This window comes from Pseudomonas promysalinigenes (assembly GCF_014269025.2).
Classification (GTDB): Bacteria; Pseudomonadota; Gammaproteobacteria; order Pseudomonadales; family Pseudomonadaceae; genus Aquipseudomonas; species Aquipseudomonas promysalinigenes.
On record NZ_CP077094.1, the window covers coordinates 279,604 to 301,990 of the forward strand.

The 22,387-nt window shown below is 56.6% G+C and carries 21 protein-coding genes, 2 tRNA genes and 1 pseudogene; 4 read left to right on the forward strand and 20 right to left on the reverse strand.

Going from position 1 to position 22,387, the window contains the following annotated elements; genetic code table 11:
* The first annotated feature begins 6 nt into the window (after positions 1 to 6).
* Complete coding sequence (locus HU725_RS01275; RefSeq protein ID WP_186478441.1) at positions 7 to 222, forward strand: type II toxin-antitoxin system RelB/DinJ family antitoxin; 216 nt, start codon at positions 7 to 9, stop codon at positions 220 to 222.
* Positions 223 to 603: 381 nt separating this feature from the next.
* Here the strand turns inward: HU725_RS01275 and HU725_RS01280 are convergent, their stop codons facing one another.
* The 10 genes and pseudogenes from HU725_RS01280 to HU725_RS01325 all read right to left on the reverse strand — a co-directional run bounded on the left by HU725_RS01280 (position 604) and on the right by HU725_RS01325 (position 10,043).
* A complete protein-coding gene (locus tag HU725_RS01280) occupies positions 604 to 1,572 on the reverse strand; it encodes a reverse transcriptase family protein (protein ID WP_186478401.1) in 969 nt (322 codons plus the stop codon).
* Between the two features lie 182 nt (positions 1,573 to 1,754).
* Positions 1,755 to 2,054, reverse strand: coding sequence for a hypothetical protein (locus HU725_RS01285; protein WP_186478402.1), 300 nt, complete (start codon positions 2,052 to 2,054; stop codon positions 1,755 to 1,757).
* A gap of 5 nt (positions 2,055 to 2,059) precedes the next feature.
* Complete coding sequence (locus HU725_RS01290) at positions 2,060 to 2,911, reverse strand: phosphoribosyltransferase-like protein (RefSeq protein ID WP_186478403.1); 852 nt, start codon at positions 2,909 to 2,911, stop codon at positions 2,060 to 2,062.
* A gap of 264 nt (positions 2,912 to 3,175) precedes the next feature.
* Positions 3,176 to 4,645, reverse strand: coding sequence for a hypothetical protein (locus HU725_RS01295; protein WP_186478404.1), 1,470 nt, complete (start codon positions 4,643 to 4,645; stop codon positions 3,176 to 3,178).
* A gap of 1 nt (position 4,646) precedes the next feature.
* A complete protein-coding gene (locus HU725_RS01300; protein WP_186478405.1) occupies positions 4,647 to 5,753 on the reverse strand; it encodes a nucleoid-associated protein in 1,107 nt (368 codons plus the stop codon).
* A gap of 202 nt (positions 5,754 to 5,955) precedes the next feature.
* A complete protein-coding gene (locus tag HU725_RS01305; RefSeq protein ID WP_186478406.1) occupies positions 5,956 to 6,231 on the reverse strand; it encodes a hypothetical protein in 276 nt (91 codons plus the stop codon).
* Positions 6,228 to 7,208 carry an integrase domain-containing protein gene (locus HU725_RS01310; RefSeq protein ID WP_186478407.1) on the reverse strand — a complete coding sequence of 327 codons (981 nt, stop codon included), beginning with the start codon at positions 7,206 to 7,208 and terminating at the stop codon, positions 6,228 to 6,230. The genes HU725_RS01305 and HU725_RS01310 overlap by 4 nt, the downstream gene beginning before the upstream one ends.
* Before the next feature lie 930 nt (positions 7,209 to 8,138).
* Positions 8,139 to 9,428: pseudogene (locus HU725_RS01315) on the reverse strand (tyrosine-type recombinase/integrase).
* A 192-nt stretch (positions 9,429 to 9,620) separates the two neighbouring features.
* A tRNA-Thr gene (locus tag HU725_RS01320) sits at positions 9,621 to 9,696 on the reverse strand.
* A 98-nt stretch (positions 9,697 to 9,794) separates the two neighbouring features.
* Positions 9,795 to 10,043, reverse strand: a complete 249-nt coding sequence (locus HU725_RS01325) for a hypothetical protein (RefSeq protein WP_186478408.1) — start codon at positions 10,041 to 10,043, stop codon at positions 9,795 to 9,797.
* A 470-nt stretch (positions 10,044 to 10,513) separates the two neighbouring features.
* Between HU725_RS01325 and HU725_RS01330 the strand changes: the two genes are divergently transcribed.
* Positions 10,514 to 10,786, forward strand: coding sequence for a hypothetical protein (locus HU725_RS01330; protein WP_060478297.1), 273 nt, complete (start codon positions 10,514 to 10,516; stop codon positions 10,784 to 10,786).
* A complete protein-coding gene (locus HU725_RS01335; RefSeq protein ID WP_186478409.1) occupies positions 10,779 to 11,060 on the forward strand; it encodes a DUF3077 domain-containing protein in 282 nt (93 codons plus the stop codon). Before HU725_RS01330 ends, HU725_RS01335 begins: the two co-directional genes overlap by 8 nt.
* Before the next feature lie 241 nt (positions 11,061 to 11,301).
* Here the strand turns inward: HU725_RS01335 and HU725_RS01340 are convergent, their stop codons facing one another.
* From HU725_RS01340 to HU725_RS01360, 5 genes are all read right to left on the reverse strand, one after another.
* Complete coding sequence (locus HU725_RS01340; RefSeq protein ID WP_186478410.1) at positions 11,302 to 12,507, reverse strand: methyltransferase; 1,206 nt, start codon at positions 12,505 to 12,507, stop codon at positions 11,302 to 11,304.
* A 129-nt stretch (positions 12,508 to 12,636) separates the two neighbouring features.
* Positions 12,637 to 13,326, reverse strand: coding sequence for an ABC transporter permease (locus tag HU725_RS01345; RefSeq protein WP_060478300.1), 690 nt, complete (start codon positions 13,324 to 13,326; stop codon positions 12,637 to 12,639).
* On the reverse strand, positions 13,323 to 14,018 hold the full coding sequence (locus HU725_RS01350; protein ID WP_186478411.1) for an ABC transporter permease: 696 nt from the start codon (positions 14,016 to 14,018) through the stop codon (positions 13,323 to 13,325). The genes HU725_RS01345 and HU725_RS01350 overlap by 4 nt, the downstream gene beginning before the upstream one ends.
* A 54-nt stretch (positions 14,019 to 14,072) precedes the next feature.
* Entirely contained in the window at positions 14,073 to 14,825 is a 753-nt protein-coding gene (locus HU725_RS01355) for an ABC transporter substrate-binding protein (protein WP_060478302.1), read from the reverse strand.
* Positions 14,826 to 14,836: 11 nt separating this feature from the next.
* On the reverse strand, positions 14,837 to 15,610 hold the full coding sequence (locus HU725_RS01360) for an ABC transporter ATP-binding protein (RefSeq protein ID WP_060478303.1): 774 nt from the start codon (positions 15,608 to 15,610) through the stop codon (positions 14,837 to 14,839).
* Between the two features lie 630 nt (positions 15,611 to 16,240).
* On the opposite strand from HU725_RS01360, the gene gabP reads away from it, so the two are divergent.
* Positions 16,241 to 17,626, forward strand: a complete 1,386-nt coding sequence (gabP, locus tag HU725_RS01365) for a GABA permease (RefSeq protein WP_060478304.1) — start codon at positions 16,241 to 16,243, stop codon at positions 17,624 to 17,626.
* A gap of 86 nt (positions 17,627 to 17,712) precedes the next feature.
* Here gabP and HU725_RS01370 read toward each other — a convergent pair whose 3' ends face one another.
* The 5 genes from HU725_RS01370 to HU725_RS01390 all read right to left on the reverse strand — a co-directional run bounded on the left by HU725_RS01370 (position 17,713) and on the right by HU725_RS01390 (position 22,124).
* Positions 17,713 to 18,156, reverse strand: coding sequence for a hypothetical protein (locus tag HU725_RS01370; RefSeq protein ID WP_186478412.1), 444 nt, complete (start codon positions 18,154 to 18,156; stop codon positions 17,713 to 17,715).
* 234 nt (positions 18,157 to 18,390) lie between these two features.
* A tRNA-Phe gene (locus HU725_RS01375) sits at positions 18,391 to 18,466 on the reverse strand.
* Between the two features lie 90 nt (positions 18,467 to 18,556).
* A complete protein-coding gene (locus HU725_RS01380; RefSeq protein ID WP_060478306.1) occupies positions 18,557 to 18,829 on the reverse strand; it encodes an oxidative damage protection protein in 273 nt (90 codons plus the stop codon).
* Positions 18,826 to 19,893, reverse strand: coding sequence for an A/G-specific adenine glycosylase (mutY, locus tag HU725_RS01385; RefSeq protein WP_186478413.1), 1,068 nt, complete (start codon positions 19,891 to 19,893; stop codon positions 18,826 to 18,828). The genes HU725_RS01380 and mutY overlap by 4 nt, the downstream gene beginning before the upstream one ends.
* Positions 19,890 to 22,124, reverse strand: a complete 2,235-nt coding sequence (locus tag HU725_RS01390) for an AsmA family protein (protein ID WP_186478414.1) — start codon at positions 22,122 to 22,124, stop codon at positions 19,890 to 19,892. The genes mutY and HU725_RS01390 overlap by 4 nt, the downstream gene beginning before the upstream one ends.
* Positions 22,125 to 22,387 lie beyond the last annotated feature (263 nt).

Below are 22,387 nucleotides of genomic sequence, written 5' to 3' on the forward strand. Positions count from 1 at the left end.
TCATGAATAGCTATCTTAATTGCACATCGTGAGCTTGCGCGGTTGGGTGTTACGCCCTCCGAACCCATACGCCAAGCCTCGCAGTACGTAGCCGAGCGCGGGCAGCTGCCGTTTAAACCTGTGCTCATGACTGATGGCGATGAAGAGCTGCTAGCGACCGTTCGCGAGCGCCTTGCCGACCCTGAGCGAGGGAAGATATCGCTGGATGACCTATGGTCTTGAGTTCGAGAGGGACGGCTAGCCGTGGCATTAGGGGACGTTGTCCATGCAGGCAAGCCGCTGCACCCTAAAGATATTTCCGAGGATGGGGTATTTCTGGATCTCGACGAAGTGCCCCGTAACGAAAAAAACCGCCAAAGGGCGGGTTTTAGGGGCTTCTTAGGCATTCGGTGGAATGCGATGGAGCTGGATATGGTGCGGCACCAGGAGTCGAAATCCGTACTAAGCACATGTTTTATATGATTTTTGTCGTCCAGCACATGCTTTGCTATCTCTAAAATTACCTTTATTGATGCGCTGTCGGGTAGTGTTTTTGAAAAATTCTGACTGAGTGCTTAGGGATAATCGTACTATTGGCTTTTTAGTGTTTATATATTGCCAACTCTATTGTGGCTGTGCCATAGGGTGCAGGCCCAATAATTTTTGATGGTAAGAGCAGATAGTGGCTTTCTTTTTTCTCGCGTATTCGTTGTAGGGCTCTATCTGTAAAAGATAGTTTAATCTTCCTACAACCCTTTCGAAGAAAAGAGGATCAAACTCTCTTAGCTTAGATAAGTCGCCAGAATATTTTTCAAGTGCGAAGATTTGCGATCTTAGCTCTCTTTTAAATGCCTTTGGCGCTTTCATCACTCCAGATGAGATTGAAACTCCGGTAATGATTTTCTTTGATCCGGAAAGCTTTAGTTGGCATTTTTTTTCATTGAGAGAAAATCTTCGCTCAATCAGAATTTTCCTAATTAGATTTATAAGGTTTCTAGGAACTCTTTCGCCAGAAATTACGATGTCATCTGCATAACGAGAATATCGTAAATTTAGGCGCTCAGCCAATTTGGCTAGCCTATTGTCTATGGGGTTGAATACTAGATTGCTTAAGATAGGGCTGGTGCATGCACCTTGAGGCAGAGCGCCATCTACAGTGCAAAGTCTGGAAATATAGAAAGCTGTTGCGGAGCTAAATCCATTCCGCATAAGTGCTTCAATTACCATTTGACTATCAATGCTAGGGAAATAATCCTGAATGTCTAATTTCAGAATTTCCTTGCTTGTTAAATGGACTTTTGCGTTGTCTATAGCGGACTTGTTTTTAACATATGCAAACGAAAGGTGATGCACATGTTTTTCTGCCAGCAGACAATCTAGTATTCTTTTTTGGATAGATGCAAGGGCAGGGTAAGGAGCCCGGATTTTTCTCAATCCCCCAGTTCTCTTTGGGATCGAAAAGAATCTATAAAATAAATCTGGCCTGGCAATTGCTCGCGGCAAAATTAGGGACTGAGTATGGTCAAGCTCTAGGGCCATGCATAGCGCTTGAACATCACCCTGATAGGAATAAATATCTTCAATATTGTCCATAATAAATGCTGAGGCCCGACTCTACTAGCTTGCTGTTTTCACTCTAATTCATTCACGTCAGTGAATGGATTAGACTCTGCCGCGCTAGCGGTAGAGTTGAATTCATTCAGTGGCTAAAACCAGCCTGAACGATAAAGGCGACTACACCTTATATTGCTAGAGCCGGACCCAGCAAGGTGGAATCATACATGGCGATGCGCCATAGTCAAGCGGTTTGGAGAAAATTCTTTAAGCTCTTCAGGCCTTTTAGTCTTACAAAGCCGATTCAAAAGAGAAAAATGTTCTGCAGTCAATGAACTGGATAGCTTAATGCTTCTACCCTCTCTGAGAATTAAACCATTCTGCGATAGAAATGAAAAGGCATCGAAAATAACAGGCGGTGAAAGGTTGTATTTTGCATGGAGATCATATAGGTCATGCCATTCAAAGTCGGAGAGCAAAGTTATAAACTCTCGTATGGCAGTTCTGTCTTTATTATCCATTGGCGCTATCCGGCTCGTCTTAAAATGGTTTTAAATGGAGTTCCACTCTTTAAACGGGGCCACCAAAAAACCGGAAAAACGTTGTTTGGGCAGTTGTCGTTTTCAGCACAATACAAAGCTTCGCTTTCACCAAACCCTAATGAGTACTCTTTGATAGATTTTTGTCTATAGGTCTCGTCAAGTCTGGACTCAATTTTTCTCATGATCTCAATGAGAACTGCAGCTTGTGCGGGTGGATGTTTTTCGGAGATGGCTTTCTGTAAAATATTATGAGCGAATGCCTCGCACCCTGTGTCTTTAACTATTCGGTCAAGCCCAAATTTCATAGCTGAGAGAGACATATAAATCATCTTGAATTCGTTTACTCCTTTCGTGGCGAGAAGTTTGCGAAGCCATGCGCCTTTGTCAACCATTTTTTTACCGCTGCCGATAAAATCGTCGAACAGTATGACTGTTTGCCCTTCCTTTACTTTTTCAACCGCTTCTGGGATGTTTGGGAGAAAGCGAGAATGCCATTCTTCGCATGGTTCAATTTTGTTTTTTAGTCTTTGAAGCGCTGCCGAAGATCCGTCAATTTCAGATCTATTTGCGGCACCAACAATCCATGTAGATTTAGGTTTTAATCCAAGTTCTTGTACTTTGTCATCAATTGCTATTTGAGCTTGCTTTTCCATCTTGGCGTCGAAGATGCAAAAATCTTTAATCAGGGATTTCAGCAGTTCTTGCTCTTCGCGCTTCTCGCACAAATTCCATAAATCGGTCAGTTCGTGAGTTAGCTCTTTAGTCCACGATTGATGCTCAAATATATCAAGCATATCATGCAGGAACTCATAAGGGATTTTGTTGGTTGTCAGCATCAGTGTTACCTGGACCAAGGTTTAAATTTGATATGCTGCATGAGGCTTTGCTTCAAAGTATCGCTGGTTAGAGCAGCGAATTCAAGCACCGAAAACAGGAGTGTTGGGATATCAGGTGAGGATGTAGGGAGTGTGTGAAGAATTTCTTCTACCTTTGCACTTCGGCACGCTTCATTTCTGCTGATCAAAAAGATGTATCGTCGCTTGGCGCCAAACGGATATAGCTGCTTAGTATATTAAAGATAAGTGAGGGTTAAGTGGTTACTAGTAGTTGAGCAGCTTGATTATCGAAACAAATAAGAATACAGCGCCAAGTGTAGAAGCCCAGAGAATCAAAGCACGTTTACGCGACTGGATGATATAATCGCAGTCACGCTTGAAGTCAGTATCGTTCTGTAAAATTCGATCTCTATCGCTATTTGACAGGAGGTCATCATAGCGCGTCTTAAATGACTGATATATTGCCTTGAATCGATCAAGTTCTGCCTCAGATTCCCTGTAAGCATAGAAGAGAGTCCCCAGCGACAGAAAGAGAAACATCAAAAAAATATAGTAAATTCCAGTCGTAAATATTCCTTCTGCAGCAGGTTTAGATAAGGATCTAATTATGAATGTGGTAACGATGAAAGAGTAAACTGTAAAGACAGAAGTCCTCAGGTAGCTACCGATGGATTTCGCCATTTCGCTTGCTTTTTCAGATTGTTTCTGGATTTGTTCGGATAGCTTATTTTTAATTTCAATATATTGTTTTACGTTTTCTTTTAAATAGATGCTGTGATTTGAAACCATCGCTTGCAGCGCGCCGCTACGCATGTCGCGCAGATCGTTTTTTTCAATGTGAATGGATAATAAATTTTTGGCAATGCCGAGTTTATCGGTCACGCCGCCTTCACTGTAGGCCCACAAATATATTTCGTAATAAGTAGCCGCTATCTTGTCGTCGGACGTGCCTGTTAGCTTTATCGTGCCAGTTATGTGCCTGTAGCCTTTAATTGTTGCCGTTAACTTCTGCTCGCTCAAGCTGCTAACGTCAGCTATGAAAATGATAGCGAAAGCGAGCTTGAGAGTATCAAATAGGTTTGTAATCCCCACATGAGCTAGAGGGGTGGTGAAATCAAAGTCCTGGGGAATGAAAGGATAGGACTTGCTTTCGTAGAATAAACACGCCTTGTCGCGGGAAGCCAGGAGCTTGCTCTTGTCCGCAGATTCAGGATGCGTGGTGGTTGCGGCAGAGTCACTCATCGAACGGAACACAAACAGGCCACACCGTGCGCACTCGGTGATTTTAGGCGATTCGAGGATATAGGCTACTTGAGCGAGGGATCTGAGTTTCGCAGCTGCTTGGCCTAGCCCACCCAACCGCCAATATTCCTCTATATGATGGAGCGAGTAGATTGAGGCCGTTTGCGAAACAAAGTCTTTCGTGATGGATATGGATAAGATCCCCGACGCTGTATTATCGCCATCAACGTGCAGGTTTAACATCCGGCAGAAACTAGTTACCTGATCGTTGTGGCGGCCCGTCAGCACTATCGATTGATCACTACCGGCGTAAGTGAACTGGATGGAAAAGCTATCCCGGATATGTACGATTTTTAGGGACTCGGCAAGCGCAGTGGTGTCTAGACTAAAGTTGGAGATTCGAAACTTTTCACTAACTGTGGTGTTGGTCTCTTCGGTCTCCAAGTGAATAATCGCCTGGGCCAGGGCATTGGCGACTTCCGAGAAAATCACTTTAGCTATCTCGTTTTTTGAAGGCGTCGTAACCTTCGTTGGAGTAAATTTTTAGATATTTCCGACCGTCGTCGTCTCCGGTGGAAAACATTTTTTCGTAGTTTGCAATTTCGCCATTAATGCGAAGATCTAGGTTCTCTGCAAGACGAATCTGCCGCTTAATTTTATTGCTGATTATGTGTGGGGCAATTGCAAAATGCGAATCGAAGTCATTTTTCTTCGGTAGCAGCTTAGCTTCCTGTGCCAGTTTAGGCATGTTCAAACTTTCGTCAGCGCAAGGATACTCCCCCATGATTTCATCGATCATTTGGTCAAAGAGGCAATTAGGACGAGTAGTGAAATAGCTAACAAAGGCGTTGCGCAATGTCCAGTAGTCACTGGGCGAAGTTTTTTCTATTTTTGTTTTCAGAAAGCCTTCAATAGCTTTGAATGCTTTAAATGTATTTAGTTCGGGGTCGGATAAAGGCTTGAGATTAAGGAAGCTACTCCACCAATATTCAGTTAACGTATTGTTACTATCGCTGATGACCACTGTGTTATCAATTGAACCGCCTATCACTGAAAAAGTTGCACATTTTTGCGCCCGCTGCTTCTCCGGAAGTCCTGAAGTATGCTGAAAATTTACTTCATCTAAAAAACCTGCATGATCAATTTTCACAAGCATTACATGCTCGGTCTCTGCAAGCTTAAAATGCGCACACAGCAAGCTTCCCGTACGCAACTCTTTTTTCAGGGCGACAATTTTTTTCTGCGCAGCAATTTCACAGTCTAGTAACCGCTCGGTCCATGCCAGCGCTGAAGTTTTAAAATCAGCGGATGTTAGTTGCGCTACATCCTCTTTGGAGTCAAAGCCTTTATCGCAAAACTGAAAGCGCTGACTCCTCGAAATGCTGACTACGCTGCGAATCACTCCTGTAAGGTAAGCCTTAATATCGGCTTCGTTTGTCCTATAAAACGGCTCGCCGAGTACTTGACCTTTACAGTCAACCTTTTGAACCACAGCATTAAATATTGTCAGAGGCGCTGGTGGTGGTGCTTCTGCTGGTTCTGCCCCAATCACCTCTGCCAATGCGTCGGCATCTGGTTCGGTTCGGAACTGGTTCATCATGCACTCCCTCGCGATACTGGCAAAAAGCTAGCTTAGCGCGCCTCTGCATGTTTAACACTGCAAAAATGTCAGATTTCACAAGAACTGGTTATTTATACAGTCTCATGATAGAGTTGGTTCTGAATCGCGTCTACTGCTGTATACAGTTGGTCTGGCAGCTACTGGGTGGTTTTCGGCAGTCGCTACCAAGATCTGGTCTGACTCAGAGATGGAAAACCCACGGCTTCTCTAGGCGTCGAGCGAGCTGCCGGGCCGTCAGCACGTAGTAATATCTTGTAGCTCCACTGCGCTGACTCATACGATGGTCGAGAAACCAAGCCAAATGCTTTCTCTGCCAAGCCCAAGGCGTTTCTCGATGCCAGCGCACCGCAATTTCAGCCTGGATGATTTTCGCCTGGCGAACGTGGCGTTGCCGCGTTGCGTGCGAGCCGGTCAGAACGCCAGCCAAAAACAGCTCCATATCGACTTGCTTACTCATGCCCGGCCACCAATGTAGGCGGCGACCACGTCGATGCGTCCGTGCCCTAGCTCGCAGCTGATTTGCCACCGGGCCTCACGATCAAGGTTCCTATCTACCTGGCAATATTGGTCGCCGTTGACAGGCGCGCGGTGATGAGTGATTTGCTGATAGCGCTCACAAGTGTAGGCCGCTCGCAGTTCGTGGAAGCCTTTGAGGTTGTGGCCATGCAGGATGTCCCGCGCCGGGCGGATGATTTTTTGCAAAAGATTCAGGTAGCTTTCGTCTGGTGCAATCAGGTTGCGGCTCCCCGCAGGCGACACCTGCCGTGCAAACCCAAGTGCACCTCGAATATGGTCGTCCACCGCAATCCAGCGTGGCGCCGAAGCTCCGTTGCGACCACCTTTCGTGCCGTCCTGAATATTAATCTTGCCTATGGCGTTAGCCTCACGGCTCAACCGTGGCAGGTCAGTCAAGATAGCCTCACGCAAGCGCATGCCGGTGGCTCGCGCCAACAGGACAATCGCGGCCGCCCGTTGCTGATGATTTCGGCAAAGCGCATTGACGATCTCTTTAACCTGATCAAGGTCTTGGCCCTGCGGCACCGAGTGGCGAACCCCGGGGCGCTGCATTCCCAACGCCTTGCTCGGACTGGGCAATTTCACACACTGATCACCGCGCAGCGCCGCCATTGTCCTATTAACGCTGGATAGCCGGTTTTGTGCGGTGCTGACGGCGAGATCACCGTGGCTAACCACGTCGCGCAGATACGCCGCATAGTCGGCCAATACCTTCCGATCAATGTGCCGTGCATCATTGATACCGGGTCCCTGCTCGGAGCGGCACCACTTCACAAATGCCAACCATCGATCACTGTGCGCCTTGACCGTGCCGTAGTGGCCACCGCCGAACATGTCTTTCAACGCCTGAGGTCCTGCGTAACTCAATTGCCTGCCGTAGCCGAAATTGCGGCCGTCGCGCCTACCCACCAGTGCCATGTCGGTCACCTCTTCTGATATTCTCCGATCCCAGCCCCACGTCATCCCGCCAAGAATGCTGAGTGTTATCAGGGATCAAGGCCCCTGCGACCTGTGGGGAATGTCCACTACGCGGGACTGGCGGCTCCTTACGTCCGGGAGCAAGGGCATCTCATGATCTAGCCTCCTGAGCACCGTTACCGGTGGGCGGGTGGAGGCTGCATTGGCTGACGAGACCAGTGCCGCGAGATCCTGAGCCATGTGCAAGCAGCAATGCGATGACCGGGGCGTGCCTGACTGTCAGTCAGGTGCAGTCCATTCCTTGGTCTGCGGCACCATCATCTACAACGCTGTTGCTGGTGACATCGGCGTTTGTCACGCCGATTGTCACGAGGGGGAATGCCGCAAAGCCATGTGCGATCTGGGCTGCAGCAGTGGTAGAAGTGCCCGTCTCTTTCCAGAAGAAAGAGACGGGCACAGGTTGGCGCAAGAATCGGCCAAGCGGATAGGTTGCTGCAGGGCAGCGAGGTACGGTGTATCTGGCGCACGAGCGCTATGTGTGTAAGAGCATCCATCACATGGGTAGTGACCGGGCGAGCTGCCGGATGCGAATCGCCCTTGGGGAGAACCACCGCCAGAGCGGCGTGACCTTTAAGGTTCGGATCACCTGGGATGCTGTCATCGACAGCTCTTGCAACTCCCGGTCTACGCCTGTGGACAACATTCGTCAAGCAAAGCGATTTCAGGTATTTAGCGCCTGTGGATAAAACTATCCCCCGGTGGACATCAGTGGTTTTCTACAGACGCACTCTGTGCCAGCAGTTTTTTTCTTAGGTATGGTCCTTTCAAACGGGGCGGCTTTGCAGCCCCGTTTGAAAGGACCCGCGCGGAGGAGCTTAATGCGGTGCTGTGGGTAACTTCACAGCGAGTTTGAGGTGGTGGTGCGGCGGGTTACTCGGTTCTCTTGGCACTGCGAAGCCGCGTGACGTTCTCGCCCGTCTGCTTGGCAAACTCATGCGGCGTCACATGGTCCTCGCGGTTCGCCTCCAGAAACCGGCTCCACCAGGTCATGATCATCCGGCGCTCTTCGAGGAACTCGGCCTTGTGGGTATAAGCGGCCCGGACGTTGTTGCGTTCCTTGTGGCTCATCTGCCGTTCGATGGCCGTCTCTGACCACAGCCCGGACTCGACCAGCGCACTGCACGCCATGGCTCGGAATCCGTGGCCGCAGATATCCACCTTGGTGTCGTAGCCCATCGTTCTGAGCGCGGCATTCACCGTGTTCTCGGACATCGGTTTCCACTGCTTGGCATCCCCCGCGAACACCAGCTCGAACTTGCCGGTGATCGCGTGGATCTGCTCAAGCAAGGCCACTGCTTGCGGCGATAAGGGTACAACATGAATGTCCCCGGCCATCTTCGTACCTCTTGTGGAAAACGGCACGCCGTCCAGCGCCGGGCGGGTGTCGGGGATTTCCCAAATTCCGCGTTTGAGGTCGAATTCGTTCCAGCGGGCGTAGCGCAGTTCACTGGAGCGTACGAATACATGCAGCGACAGCATCACCGTGAGGCGCGTAAGCGGGCGACCTCTGTAGTCCTCGATGCATGCCAGTAGCTCTGGCAGCCGCGATAAGGGTAGTGCGGGCCGGTGAGTTACTCGAGGAGTCTTGATCGAGCCATCGAGGTCGTGAGCCGGGTTCGCCGTGATCAGTCGCAGCCGTTTGGCTTCACGCATGATGCTTTGCAGGTAGTTCTTGATCCTGAGCGCCACGTCGAAGGTGCCGCGTTTCGTCACGGCTTCCAGTGGCTGCATGAGGTCGTGGGTGTCCAGCTCAACGATTGCTCTGGCACCGATCAAAGGGAACACGTGAGTCTTCAATCGGCTGAGCACAGTCTTGGCGTGGCCGGGCGCCCACTTAGGCACCATGCTCGCATGCCAGTCGAGCGCAACGCTTTCGAAGGTCCCCCCGTTGATCACGGCCAGTGTCTTGGCTTATTGCTTGGACTGGATCGGGTCTATGCCATTGGCGAGCTGCTGATTGATCTGGAAGCGCTTGCGGCGTGCGTCGCCCAGCCCGACCACAGGATAGCTGCCGAGGGCCGTCAGGCCTTCGCGGCCATCGGGTTTCACGTACCTCAGTCGCTAGCCTTTGCGGCCGTTGGGTTGCACAAGGAGGTAAAGACCGTCGCCGTCGAAGAGCTAGTACTCGCGCTTTCTGAGCTTTGCCGTGTGGCAGATGATGCCTGTATGCGGGGCAAGGGTGGGGCCCTAAAGGGAGTCTCCGATATTGAAAGGGACATCTACCGTTAAAACTACCCTTATCAGCGCTAGCTACCCTCAGTAGCCTACGGAACACCAAAACGAAAAAACCCGCCAGAAGGCGGGTTTTTCGGGGGTTCCAGAGATTTTGAAAGCTTTCTATGGAACCTTGAATGGTGCCGGCACCAGGAATCGAACCCGGGACCTACTGATTACAAGTCAGTTGCTCTACCATCTGAGCTATACCGGCAATGGGGCGTCATTATAACGATCGTTTGGCGCCTGTAAACCACTTAGTTGCGATAAAGCGAAAATGACCTAAGTCACCGAGCCAAAAGGAGAAATTTCCTACCAGCCGCGGTGGATGGTATTGACGTTTGGCTCGCTCTTGCCGGGGTTGAAAATCAGCTTGTCGTTGTCGCAGCCACGCTTGCGGCAGGGGCTTTCGGTGCGCAGGGGCAGGCCGTAGTCACCGCCCAGCTGCATGCCGGGGGTGTTCCAGTCCAGGCTGCTGGCGGGGTGCTCGGCGGGGCTGTTGCTGCAGGCGCTCAAGGCCAGGGTCAGGGCCAGCAGGGCGAGGGGTTTGGCGTAGGTCACGATGGTGTAGTCCGTTAGTCCATTGTCGAATCCGGCGCAACGCCAGATGGTCGCAAGGCTGGCGGGCAGCGTGCGACTAGCTTTCAATATTTTGGGGGGCGGATCATACACCGGGAACGCGCCGTGTGGGGAACCTGCCCACCAATGACTGGGCTGATTTGTGAGGAAATTCCTAAGTTAAGACCAAATGCTTCAGGATTTTGAGGTTTGGGAATTATCCTACGCGCGCTGATGAGCTATCGCTGTTGGCCGTAAGGTGCCTCGGGGGTACCGTTTCCTGGTCGCTTCGGTGACCGGGTGTGAGAACCCGAGAGGAATAGGCGTTAGTCTTAATGGCAGCCCTGCGCGGGCAGACTCTGGTCTGGCCGAGTTCCTTATTCCCTCGGTTTTCTCACCCCGCGCATGGCTGCCACCCTAATCCGTGAGAAAGATTTGGATGGCGGTTTCTTTCCATGGAATAAGGACCTGTCATGAAAAAGATCGTCCCCGATCCACCCCATCCGCTTGTCCAAACCCCGTATTTCTCCGTCCACAGCGACATCTCCCCCGAAGACGCCTTCGTCCACGGCATCGAACTCATGCGCGGCGTGGTCGAAACCATCGATGAACATTGCCGCCTCCACGCCGGTGAGCCAGGCTTGACCACGTTGGCCAACGCCGCTTCTGCCGTCGATTCGGCCTTGATACTGTTCCAGCATGCGCTGGCGACCTTGAGCGATGCAGGGGAGCAGCGCGATGAATGATGCCGAAACCGCCAAACCCATCCAAACCGCTGGCATGGCGACGTTCCTGGAAGCGGGCAACCCGCCAATGAACCTACTGCGTGTGCAGCCGGGTATCCCGGTCGATCATGCTTACGAACATGTGTCGATTCTGCTGGGCTATATCAAGCACTTGGTTCGTGAAGGGGACATGGAGGATGACCATAAGCTGCTGGGCGCCTCGGACTACCTGCTGGGCATGGCCAAAGCGCTAATGAACGACATCGAACTGGCCAAGCGAAAAGCACTCAGGTAGCCCACCAAGCCCGCTGCAACCCAGCGGGCTTTGCCTAATCGAATTTTGGTTTATGCACAAGAGGCATTAACGCCTTGCGCGAAACGCAGGCCGCTCGCCCCAACCACTGGTCTTTGCGCAAATGCCTGTTTTTGCTGGGCTCCAGCCGCGCTGCTGCATAAGCACAAGCCTTTAAATAGCGAAGTGATCCAACAGGTAATCACAAGCTTGTTCACAGAGTTATCCACAGGTTGTGCTGCGGCTATTGGTCACGTTCTGCCAGCAGCAGCAGGTTGCGCGGGGTCAGTGGATAGGCGCAGAAAGTCCCCAAGCGAACATCGTAGCCTTGCTCGCTCAAGTACAGCGCGCGGTCCAGCACCAGCCACAGTTCCAGCGGGCGACGGAACAGGTTGCGCAACCGCTCCAGGTTGCGCACCTCGGCCAGGCGTTGCCAGCCTGCGGCCTCCAGCGCGGCCCAGTCCGGGGTGGTGCTGATCGGCACCGCTCGCAGCGCCGCCAGCTCGCGGCAGTACTGCTCGAACGGCTTGGCCAGCCAGGCCACCGGCAGCGATGGGGTAGGCAGGTATTCATCGCACTGACGCTGTTTGCGTTGCAGCAGGTCGAAGCCCAGGCGGCGGGCCATGGAGCAGTCGCGTTGGTGGCGCACGCGGGCGCCAGCCGTGACGGTCTCGCTCAGCGGCAGGCCGAGGTCGGTGATGCTCAGGTGCAGCGCCGAACCCTGCGCGGCTGTGGATAACGGGTGATAGCGATCGCCGCCGATGCGGTTGTAGCAGCAGGGGGCCACGGCCAGGTGGCGGCAGCCTTGCTGGCTGGCCTCGCGCAGCAGGTGAACGTGCAGGTCACCGCACGCATGCAGGGCGACCACGCTTTTGTCCTGGCCCAGGTACTGGCGGCTGCCGGTAGCCATGACATCTTGGTGAACATGGTTTGCAGGCAGGTGATGGTGATCGCTCAGCGCCTGGCCCGCTGCGACCAGTTCGGCGTCGTACTCAAGGCACGTCAGCTGCTGGCCCGGTTGCAGCAAGCGACGGCCCAGGTGGCCTTTGCCGGCGCACCAGTCCAGCCAATGGCGAGTCTGCTCGCGAAAGCTCACGCGGCGGCTGAAGGCTTCTATCTGCTGCCATTTGCGGCCTGGTACATTGGCGTCCAGACGGTGCCCGGCGCTGGGCAGGCCGGTATCCGGGAGCTCGCCCACGGCTGCCAGCTGTTCGGCTTGTGCGGCCAGTTGCGGGAACGGGGCGGGCAGTTGCGCTGGGGCAACGTCGGCCTCTGCGTCGGCCAAGGTACAGCCGCGCAGATAGGCGGCAAGCTCAGGATGGCTGGCCTCCCAGTCCAGGCGCAGGGTGGTGAAGGGCCTGGGTTTCCACAGTGCCTGGTGCTCGGTCAGGAACTGGTCGAGGGCCTTGAAGCGGGCATGCAACTGGTGGCTGTGCAGGTAGCTGGGCATGGAGGCTTGAGGCGAGGGTGGGTTTGTCGGGCCTACTCGCGGGGGACCCGCTCCTACAGATGTGCGCTTGGCTCAAGGTTCGCGCACTGGCTGTGGGAGCGGGTTCACCCGCGAATGCGATAGTACGGCTCAGCGGCCCTGGCAGGCGTCCACGCGCAACCAGCGTTCGAGCAGCTTGAAGCCTTGCACCAACACGAACGAGATCACCAGGTAGAACACACCGGCTGCGAAGAAGATCTCCACCGGCAGGTATGTCCGGGCGATGATGGTACGGGCCATGCCGGTCAGCTCCAGCAGGGTCACGGTGCTGGCCAGGGCACTGGCCTTGAGCATCAGGATCACTTCGTTGCTGTAGGCCGGCAGGCCGATGCGCGCAGCGCGCGGCAGCATGATGTAGAACAGTGTCTTGCCCCGGGACATGCCCAGCGCCCGCGCCGCTTCTATCTCACCTTTGGGGATCGACTGCAGCGCACCGCGCAGGATCTCGGCGATGTAGGCAGCGGTGTGCAGCGTCATGGTCAGCACCGTGCACCAGAACGGGTCGCGCAGGTACGGCCACAGCGAGCTGGCGCGCACGGCATCGAACTGGGCCAGGCCGTAGTACACCAAGAACAGCTGCACCAGCAGCGGCGTGCCGCGGAAGAAGAAGATGTAGCTGAACGGCACCGCGCGTACGTACCAGTGGCGCGAGGAGCGGGCGATACCCAGGGGGATGGCCAGAATCAACCCGGCGACTACGGCGATGGCCACCAGCTCCAAGGTCAGGGTCGCGCCCTGGGCCAGGCGCGGCAGCCACTTGATGATGACTTCCCAATTCATTGTTCGGCCCTCGCAAAGCCGCGAGCGGCGCGTTTTTCCATGAAGTGCATGCCGGTCATGGCAATGATGGTCAGGCTCAGGTAAATGCAGGCGGCAACCATGTAGAAGGTGAATGGCTGTTTGGTCACGGTCACGCCGATCTGGGCATGGCGCATGATTTCTTCCAGGCCGATCACCGATACCAGCGCGGTGTCCTTCATCAGGATCATGAACAGGTTGCCAAGGCCGGGCAGGGCGATGCGCCACATCTGCGGCAGGATGATCCGCGACAGAATACGGCCCTTGGAAAGGCCCAGCGCCATGCCGGCTTCACGGTGGCCCTTGGGGATGGCCAGGATCGCGCCACGGAACACTTCTGTGGCGTAGGCGCCAAAGCACAGCCCCAGGGCAATCACGCCAGCGGCGAAGGCACTGAGTTCCAGGCCCGGCATGTTCAGGGCTTCGCCCAGGGCGTTCATCACCCCAACGGTGCCGAAATAGATGAGCAGCACCCATAGCAGCTCGGGCACGCCGCGTACCAGGGTGGAGTAAAAGCCGCCCAGCCACCGCAGTGGCGTGACGGTAGATGTTTTGGCCAGGGCGCCGAGCAGGCCCAGCACCAGCCCCAGCAGCAAAGCGCAAAGCGCCAGTTTTACGGTCATCAGCGTGCCAGCCATCATGGCCGGGCCGAATCCGTGCAGGTCGATATTCATGGGCAGGTCATTCTAGGGACTGGCGCGCCGCATGGGCGCGCCGGTCAGGGTGGGTCACTCGATGCTGAACGGGAAGTACTTGTCGTTGATCTTCTTGTACGTACCGTCGGCTTTGATTTCTGCCAGGGCTTTGTTCAACTCGTCGCGCAGCTTGGTGTCACCTTTGCGCACGGCGATACCGATTTTGTCGCTGTCCATCACCGGCTCGCCCTTGAACTCGAAGTTCATGCCGTCTTTGCTCTTGAGCCACTCGTACTGCACATACTTGTCGGCCAGGATGCCATCGATGCGGCCAGACACCAGGTCCAGGTAGGCGTTTTCCTGGGTGTCGTAGAGCTTGACCTCTACATCCGGGTAGTTGTCTTCAAGGTAGGTGCCGGCCAGGGTGGCGCGCTGGGTGCCGATCACCTTGCCCTTGAGCGAAGCCTTGTCAGTCTTGAAGTCGACGTTCTTCGGTGCGATGAACTGCAGCTTGTTGGAGTAGTACGGGTCGGTGAAATCGACCGCCTGCTTGCGCTCGTCGGTGATCGACAGCGACGACACCAGGAAGTCGAACTTCTTGGCGTTCAGGGCTGGGATGATGCCGTCCCAGTCGGAGGTCACCACCGAGCATTCGACCTTCATCTTGGCGCACAGGGCGTCGCCGATGTCTTTGTCGAAGCCGACGACGTTACCGCTGGCATCCTTGTTGTTGAACGGTGGGTAGGCGGCTTCGATACCCATGCGCAGTTTTTCCGCGGCCATGGCGTTTGCCGACATCACCAGGGTGGCAGCGGCTGCCAGGAGGAACTTCTTGTAAGTGTGCATGTATTGCTCCGTTAGCGGTGGCTGGACATGAATTGCTTGCAACGCGCCGAGGTCGGGTTTTCGAAGACCTGCTGTGGCGATCCTTGCTCTTCAACCAGGCCCTGGTGCAGGAAGACCACTTCACTGGACACCTGGCGGGCAAAGTTCATCTCGTGCGTCACCAGCAGCATGGTACGGCCTTCTTCGGCCAATGCGCGGATAACGTTAAGCACTTCCTGGACCATTTCCGGATCGAGCGCCGAAGTTGGCTCGTCGAACAGAATCACCTTGGGCCTCATGGCCAGGGTACGGGCGATGGCAGCACGCTGTTGCTGGCCACCGGAAAGCTGGGCGGGGTAGCTGTGACGCTTGTCGTAGATGCCAACCTTGTTCAGCAGGGCTTCGGCCGCTTCGGTGGCCTCGGCCTTGCTCTGGCCAAGCACCCGGCGTGGCGCCTCGATGATGTTGTCGAGGATCGACATGTGCGGCCACAGGTTGAAGTTCTGGAAGACAAAGCCGATTTCGCTGCGCAGGCGGTTGATCTGGCGGTTGTCGGCGGCGATCAGGTCGCCGTTCTTTGCGGCCTTGAGCTTGAGGCTCTCGCCGGCAACCAGGATTTCGCCCTGGTGGGGGTTTTCCAGCAGGTTGATGCAGCGCAGCAGGGTGGACTTGCCGGAGCCGGACGACCCCAGGATGGAGATCACGTCACCGTCGCGCGCGGTCAGCGATATGCCTTTGAGAATTTCCTGCTCGCCGTAGCGTTTGTGCAAATTGCGGATTTCCAGCGCGGGCGTGGCCTGGGCCATGTGCGGTCCTCATGTGATCGGGTGCGTTCCCAGCTGTTGGCGGCCTTCCTGGCGAGCGCCACGCTAGCATAGCGGCATTGGACGGCCAACAGGGTCGCAGGGGGCTCAAGGCTTTGCCGGGGCAGTTTGTCGCATCGTTGCAGTGCAACGTCGCGCAGATGTCCGCAAAGGGGCGCGCCGGCTCCATTGCCTTGATGAAAAAAGGCGCGATGGTGCCATTTTTGGCCGGTGCTGGGAAGCTGTTTTAGCCCTGTCGCTCAGTGGCGCGGGGCCAGGCAGGTGCGACTGGGGCATCTGAAGTTGAGGTATTGGGTTGTACCTGGGGTTGCACTAATGTGCTTTGCAGTGGTGCATAGGTGTTACCTAGGAGCACCTTTGGTGCGTTTGTAAGTGGGTATTTCAGTAATCCATCGTTTGCAGCTTCCTTCAACGGCCTTTCGGTCAAACCCTGGCCGAATGGGCTGCAAACCGCGCCCTACAAGGGGTAATGGGGCTGTCAGACGAATGTACCTCATACCTGGCGCGCTAATTGCGAGTAGCCATACGCCGATTGCAGCGATGCCTAGGTCAACCCCAGGTGCGCTCTGTTTCCGCAGTCGGCGTGGTCCACTCCTTACAAAGGTAGTTTTGATGAGCGGTAACAATTCCAATGACCTCGCTCAGGGGCTCAAACAACGGCATGTCACCATGCTGTCCATTGCTGGCGTCATCGGCGCCGGTCTTTTCGTAGGTTCCGGCCACGCCATCGCAGCCGCCGGCCCGGCCGTGCTGCTGGCCTATGCCGCCGCCGGCACCTTGGTGGTGCTGGTCATGCGCATGCTGGGCGAAATGGCTGTCGCCTCGCCGGATACCGGGTCTTTCTCCACCTATGCCGACCGCGCCATTGGCCGTTGGGCTGGCTTCACAATCGGTTGGTTGTACTGGTGGTTCTGGGTGCTGGTCATTCCTTTGGAGGCCAACGCAGCGGCGGCCATCCTTCACGCTTGGTTCCCGTCTGTGGACCTGTGGGCCTTCTCCCTGCTTATTACCCTGGCGCTGACCCTGACCAACCTGTGCAGCGTGAAGAATTACGGTGAGTTCGAGTTCTGGTTCGCCTTGCTCAAGGTGCTGGCCATCATCGGCTTCATCGTGGTCGGTTGCATCGCCATGTTCGGCTTCGTGCCAAGCAGCCAGGTCAGCGGTGCTTCGCATCTGTTCGATACCCAGGGCTTCATGCCCAATGGCTTGGGCGCTGTGCTTGCGGCCATGCTGACCACCATGTTCTCGTTCATGGGCACCGAAATCGTCACCATCGCAGCTGCCGAATCGAAAGACCCAGGCAAGCAGATCAGCCGTGCCACCAACTCGGTGATCTGGCGTATCTGCCTGTTCTACCTGGTGTCGATCTTCTTGGTGGTGGCGCTGGTGCCTTGGAATGACCCGGCCCTGGCCGAAGTGGGTTCCTATCAGACAGTGCTCAGCCGTATCGGCGTGCCGAATGCCAAGTTGATCGTCGACATCGTGGTGTTGGTCGCTGTCACCAGCTGCTTGAACTCGGCGCTGTACACGTCTTCGCGGATGTTGTTCTCGCTCAGCAAACGTGGCGACGCTCCGGCCATTGCCCAGCGCACCACCAAGGCCGCCACGCCCCATGTGGCCGTGCTGCTGTCCACCGCTGCGGCATTCCTTTGCGTGTTCGCCAACTACGTGGCGCCGGCGCAGGTATTCGAGTTCTTGCTGGCAAGCTCTGGCGCCATCGCGCTGCTGGTGTACCTGGTGATTGCGGTGTCGCAGCTGCGCATGCGTAGCCAGCGCGAAGCCCGCGGCGAGAAGATCGTGTTCAAGATGTGGCTGTTCCCGGGCCTGACCTGGGCGACCATTGCCTTCATCGTTGCCGTGCTGGCGGTGATGGCACTGCGTGAGGATCACCGGGCCGAGATCATCGCGACTGCGCTGCTGAGCATTGGCGTGGTGGCGGCGGGCTTGCTGGTGCACCGCAAGCGTGAAGCAGCCGCGCGGGTGGCGCTGGACAACTGATTCGCGCTGTTTGAAATGAAAAGGCCGCGTCCTTGTCAGGGCGCGGCCTTTTTTTTCCCGCAAGCCTAAAGGCTCAAAGCAAGACGTCAGCCGAACTGCTTCTGCTGTTGCTGCTGCTTAGCCACCAGCTCGGAGGCGGCGATGTAAGCTTGCTGGAACTCATCGCTCTCCAGCCAGGCCATGGTGGTGTCCTCGTCGGCGCCGTCCAGCCAGGTGCGGTAGGCGTTGAACACCAGCACGATGTAGTCGGTGGCGTGCTCTTCTTTGTGGCCTTTGAGTACCAGGGCCAGCAGCGGGTCCACCAGGAACACCGAGATCATCGCCACCAGGCTGGTTTCCTGGGCGGCCTTCATCTTCTCGAACAGCTCTTTGTAGCTGTCGGTCTCCATGGCCTTATTGAACACCTGCTCGATGCTCGCGCTGTCACCGGCACTGGCCTTGACTGCCTGGCCGCTGCGCACCATGCGGTTCTGCTTGGCCTTGCTGGCGGCGCGCTTGGCGCGTTTCTGTTGCTTTGACGTGGTGGCCATGGCTCATCCTGGGGGTGTTCTGAAAGTGCGCGTATTGAAGCGCAGCCGCCCAGGCTATTCAACTGGCTAGCGGTGTTGCTTGGTTTTGCTCAAGCGGCGGGGGAGAGGCCAGGTTTCAATGGCCAACAGGGTCGGTACTTCACGAAGGTAAAATCCCAGACAACAAAAAACCCGCACTGGGCGGGTTTCTTGTTGTCGCTTCGGGTAACTTTGCAACCACCAGAAGCTTGAAGGTGGTGCCCAGAGACGGAGTCGAACCGCCGACACGAGGATTTTCAATCCTCTGCTCTACCGACTGAGCTATCTGGGCGACGAGGTGAATTAAATAGATTTTCTGACCGCCCGTCAACGACTTTTTGAAAAAATTTTAAATTAATTCCGTCGCTTACGATCCGTGGGGTCATTCGGCCGGTGGAACGTAACCTTCGGCCTGAGCGTATTCCTCGCCCGCGAAAAACTTGTCCATCTCGACCTGGAGGAATTTGCGGTCCTCGCCGTTCATCATGTTCAGGCGCTTCTCATTGATCAGCATGGTCTGGTGTTTCTTCCAGTCTTCCCAAGCCTTTTCCGAGATGTGGTCATAGATGTCCTGACCTTTTGCGCCAGGGTACGGCGGGCGGGCCAGGCCTGGGAGTTCTTCTTTGTATTTGCGGCACATCACGGTGCGGGTCATTGGGCTTCTCCTGCAATCAGTTCGTCGGCCGCGCGTTTGAGCAGCTTCTTGACCGGGGCGGCGAGGCCCAGGCGCGGCGGGGTGGCGAGGTTATACCAGAGCCAGTCGGCCTCGGCCACGTGCTGGCCGACCGGGTCGACGCGCACAAGCCACGGTTCGATCGCCAGCTGGAAGTGGCTGAAGGTGTGGGTCAGGCCTTCCAGCGCACGGCTGCCAGCCAAGCGCAGGCCGTGCTGGTAGGCGAGGTCATCGAGCTGGCCGATGTCGTCCAGCTCCGGCAGGCTCCACAGGCCGCCCCATAGGCCGCTGGAAGGGCGGCGATAGAGCAGGATGGCGCCTTCGTGGTTGGCCAGCAGCGGCATCAGCGTGCGGCGCTGGGGCAGCGCCTTGCGTGGCTTGGGCTCGGGGTAGCGGGTTTCTTCGCCGTGCAGGTGCGCTTCACAGCCGCGCTGCAACGGGCAGATCAGGCAGCTGGGCTTGGTGCGTGTGCACAGCGTCGCCCCCATATCCATCATCGCCTGGGTGTAATGGTTGGCGCGCTGCTGCGGGGTGAACCGCTCGGCGGTGGCCCACAGTTGGTTGGCCACCTTGGGCTCGCCGGGGTAACCGGCCTGGGCGGTATAGCGGGCCAGCACGCGCTTGACGTTGCCATCGAGAATCGGTGCACGGATGCCCATGCTGATGCTGGCAATGGCCCCGGCGGTGGAGCGGCCAATGCCGGGCAGCTCGGTGAGCTGCTCGACGCTACGGGGGAATTCACCGCCATGCTGTTCGACGATGATCTTCGCGGCCTTCTGCAGGTTGCGCGCGCGGGTGTAGTAGCCAAGCCCGGTCCACAGGTGCAGCACTTCGTCCTCCGGCGCTTGCGCCAGGGCCTGCACGGTCGGCAGGGCCTGCATGAAGCGGTCGAAGTAGTTGAGCACGGTGCTGACCTGAGTCTGCTGCAGCATGATTTCCGAGACCCATACCCGATAGGGGTTGATGCCCTGTTGCCAGGGCAGGTCGTGGCGACCGTGCTGGTCGTACCAGTCCAGCACGGCGCTGGAGAACTGCGTGGGGGTCATCGCTTGAACAGCCCCTTGAGCGCGTCTTTCAATTCTGGGCTCACTTTGTCTCCAAGTTTTTCATCGATCTTGTCTTTGAGGCGGTTGCCAGCAAGCTTGGCTGCGACTTTGCCCAGGCCATCCTGGTCCAGGCGGCAAGCCTTGGCGCCCAGCTCCAGCGGGCCGCGGCAGCGCAGCGGCACTTCAACACCGACGTAGCGCTCATTGACCTGGCAGGCCGGGTCCGGCATGGCGCGCTGGTCGCCTTCGACGATCACCCCAACGTTGTAGTCCATGCCCAGCACGCGCAGGTCGAGGTCACCCTGGCCGTTGACGGTCAGGCCCGGGATGCGGGCTTTGAGGTCTGGGTTGCTGGCCACGCCATTGCGAATCACCAGGCTGCCGCGCAGTTCCTGGAACGGGGTGTCCTTGCCGCGAGGTTCGCCACTGAGGTGCTTGCGGTTGAGGGTGGCGATGGCCTGGCAGAGTTGCTGCTCCAGGTTGGCATTGACCAGCACACCGTCGTTGATGGTGAAGTTTGCGCTGCCGTTGAGGTTGTCGACCAGTGCCTTCTGGCTGTTGCCGGTGGCGGTCAGGTCGCTGTTCAGGGTCAGCAGGCCTTTGACCGGTGGGGTCTGCGACTTGCCTTCGGCCTTGATGAAGTGTTCGACCGGGACGCGGTTGATCTTGGTGTTCAAGCCCAGCTGCGGCACGGCAGGGCGCACGTCGATATTGCCCTTGGCCTCGAAGGAGCCGTTGTACAGGCCCCCGCGCAAGGCCTGCAAGGTCACCAGGCCGCCCTGTGCGCTAGCCTGCAACTGGGCGTCGCTGATGGGCAGCTTGTCCAGCGTCAGCGAGCCGAAGGCCAGGTCGGCCTGCAGGTCGAGCCCGCGCAGGCGGTCGACCGGGAGCAGTTTGTCCTGGCTCCAGGCCACCTGGGTCGGGGCGTCGGGCAACGGCGAGCTGCCGGCACCGGCCACGGCGCTGGCTTCCTGTTGCTGAACCTCGGCCTGGCGCGCAGCAGTGGCCCCCTTGGCTTGCTCGCTCTTGGCAGGCATGTAGCGGTCGGCGTCGAAGGTGTCACCTTTGAGCTGCAGGCGCAGGGCCTGTTTGGCAAAGTCTTCGATGGCCACGCGGCCGGTGAAGGTGCTGTCATCGAGTTTCACGGCAAGGTCAGCCAGTGTCAGGCTGGTTGGGGTGCCTTGCAGGCGGGTGACCAGCTCCAGCTTGTCGAATGCGGCCGCGTCCTGGGTGGCCGGCAGTGGGTGGCCGATGCCGTCGAGGAAGCTGCGCAGGTCGAACTGGGCGATGGACAGCCCACCGCTGAGCTGCGGTTGCTTGTCGAGGTCGCGCAGGTTCAGCTCACCGAGTGCCCGCAGTTGGTTGGCAGACACTTTAAGGCCGCTCCACGACGCCACGTTGGCGCCCATGTCGACCAGCAGTTGGCCCTGGGCACCAAAGGTGACGGTCTTGCCACCGGTCGGCTCACCCGAAGTTTCGCCGCTCAGGCGCATGTCTTCGAAGTTGTAGCGCTTGAGCGCGCGGTCGAAACGCAACTGCCCGGCAAGCTCCGTGCGGGCCTTGATCGCTGGCTGGCTGGCGCTGAGGAAAGCGCTGGCCTTCAGGGCGATGTTGGCGCCTTCGTGAACGGGGCCCGTGCTCAGCTGGATGCTTTCGGCGCTGTAACTTTGGCCGCTCTTGGCATCGGTGTACTGCACCCGGGCGTTGTTCACGGTGAGGCTGTCGATATCCAGCTTGACTGCGCGTTCGCTGCTCTGAGCAGGCTTGGCCGGCTGCTCGGCAGGCGCCTGGGCAGGCGCATCGGCAGCGCCCTGGTTTGCCGTCGGCAGCGGCTTGCCGATGTCTTCCCAGTTGCCATGGCCGTTTTCGTCGCGCGCCAGGGTCAGGTTCAGCCCCTCGACCCGCACATCGCTCATCTGCACTTCGCGGCGCAGCAATGGCAGCACGCGTACAGACAACCCAAGCATCTGCAAGTCGGCGAATGGCGCTTGCGGGTTGGTCAGCGTCGCGATGCTGGCGTCATGCAACTCCAGGCCCAGCCATGGGAACAGGCTCCAGCCGATGTCGCCGTTGAGGGTGAGCTCGACGTGGGCCTTGTCGCGCGCCAGTTGGCGGATCTCGTCTTTATAGTCGTTGGGATCGAACAAGTGGGTCAGGGCGAAGCCCAGCGCCACAATGATCAGCAGCAACCCGAGAAGCCCCAGTCCCAGGATTTTGCCGAACGCTTTCATGGGCGAGTCCTTGTAGTCTGTAGTGTGAATTCCGAACGCCAGAGTATAGCGCCGCAGGGGAGGGCCCTGCTTGATCGGCGCACGATGCAGGGCGAATCAGGTGGTTTGGAGGTTCGACAGTTGTGGTTGCGCCAGTTCCTTCACGGCTGGATTCTTCGCCGGTGGCTCGCCTGGGAGAGTCATCAAAGCTTTTGCGCGCGAAGCGGTCGGCAGTGAAATACCGATTCAGCGTTGGCAAAAATAACGATATCAGATTGCTTTCA

Excerpts from the sequence above, each read along its gene's own strand:
- HU725_RS01370 (WP_186478412.1), bottom strand. The coding sequence starts at position 18,156 with ATGGCCACCACGTCAAAGCAACAGAAACGCGCCAAGCGCGCCGCCAGC.
- HU725_RS01340 (WP_186478410.1), bottom strand. The coding sequence starts at position 12,507 with ATGCCCAGCTACCTGCACAGCCACCAGTTGCATGCCCGCTTCAAGGCC.
- HU725_RS01350 (WP_186478411.1), bottom strand. The coding sequence starts at position 14,018 with ATGAATATCGACCTGCACGGATTCGGCCCGGCCATGATGGCTGGCACG.
- HU725_RS01280 (WP_186478401.1), bottom strand. The coding sequence starts at position 1,572 with ATGGACAATATTGAAGATATTTATTCCTATCAGGGTGATGTTCAAGCG.
- HU725_RS01290 (WP_186478403.1), bottom strand. The coding sequence starts at position 2,911 with ATGCTGACAACCAACAAAATCCCTTATGAGTTCCTGCATGATATGCTT.
- HU725_RS01310 (WP_186478407.1), bottom strand. The coding sequence starts at position 7,208 with ATGGCACTGGTGGGTAGGCGCGACGGCCGCAATTTCGGCTACGGCAGG.
- HU725_RS01345 (WP_060478300.1), bottom strand. The coding sequence starts at position 13,326 with ATGAATTGGGAAGTCATCATCAAGTGGCTGCCGCGCCTGGCCCAGGGC.
- HU725_RS01390 (WP_186478414.1), bottom strand. The coding sequence starts at position 22,124 with ATGAAAGCGTTCGGCAAAATCCTGGGACTGGGGCTTCTCGGGTTGCTG.
- HU725_RS01300 (WP_186478405.1), bottom strand. The coding sequence starts at position 5,753 with ATGATGAACCAGTTCCGAACCGAACCAGATGCCGACGCATTGGCAGAG.
- HU725_RS01360 (WP_060478303.1), bottom strand. The coding sequence starts at position 15,610 with ATGGCCCAGGCCACGCCCGCGCTGGAAATCCGCAATTTGCACAAACGC.
- HU725_RS01305 (WP_186478406.1), bottom strand. The coding sequence starts at position 6,231 with ATGAGTAAGCAAGTCGATATGGAGCTGTTTTTGGCTGGCGTTCTGACC.
- HU725_RS01335 (WP_186478409.1), top strand. The coding sequence starts at position 10,779 with ATGAATGATGCCGAAACCGCCAAACCCATCCAAACCGCTGGCATGGCG.
- mutY (WP_186478413.1), bottom strand. The coding sequence starts at position 19,893 with ATGACCCCCACGCAGTTCTCCAGCGCCGTGCTGGACTGGTACGACCAG.
- HU725_RS01285 (WP_186478402.1), bottom strand. The coding sequence starts at position 2,054 with ATGGATAATAAAGACAGAACTGCCATACGAGAGTTTATAACTTTGCTC.
- HU725_RS01355 (WP_060478302.1), bottom strand. The coding sequence starts at position 14,825 with ATGCACACTTACAAGAAGTTCCTCCTGGCAGCCGCTGCCACCCTGGTG.
- HU725_RS01330 (WP_060478297.1), top strand. The coding sequence starts at position 10,514 with ATGAAAAAGATCGTCCCCGATCCACCCCATCCGCTTGTCCAAACCCCG.
- gabP (WP_060478304.1), top strand. The coding sequence starts at position 16,241 with ATGAGCGGTAACAATTCCAATGACCTCGCTCAGGGGCTCAAACAACGG.
- HU725_RS01380 (WP_060478306.1), bottom strand. The coding sequence starts at position 18,829 with ATGACCCGCACCGTGATGTGCCGCAAATACAAAGAAGAACTCCCAGGC.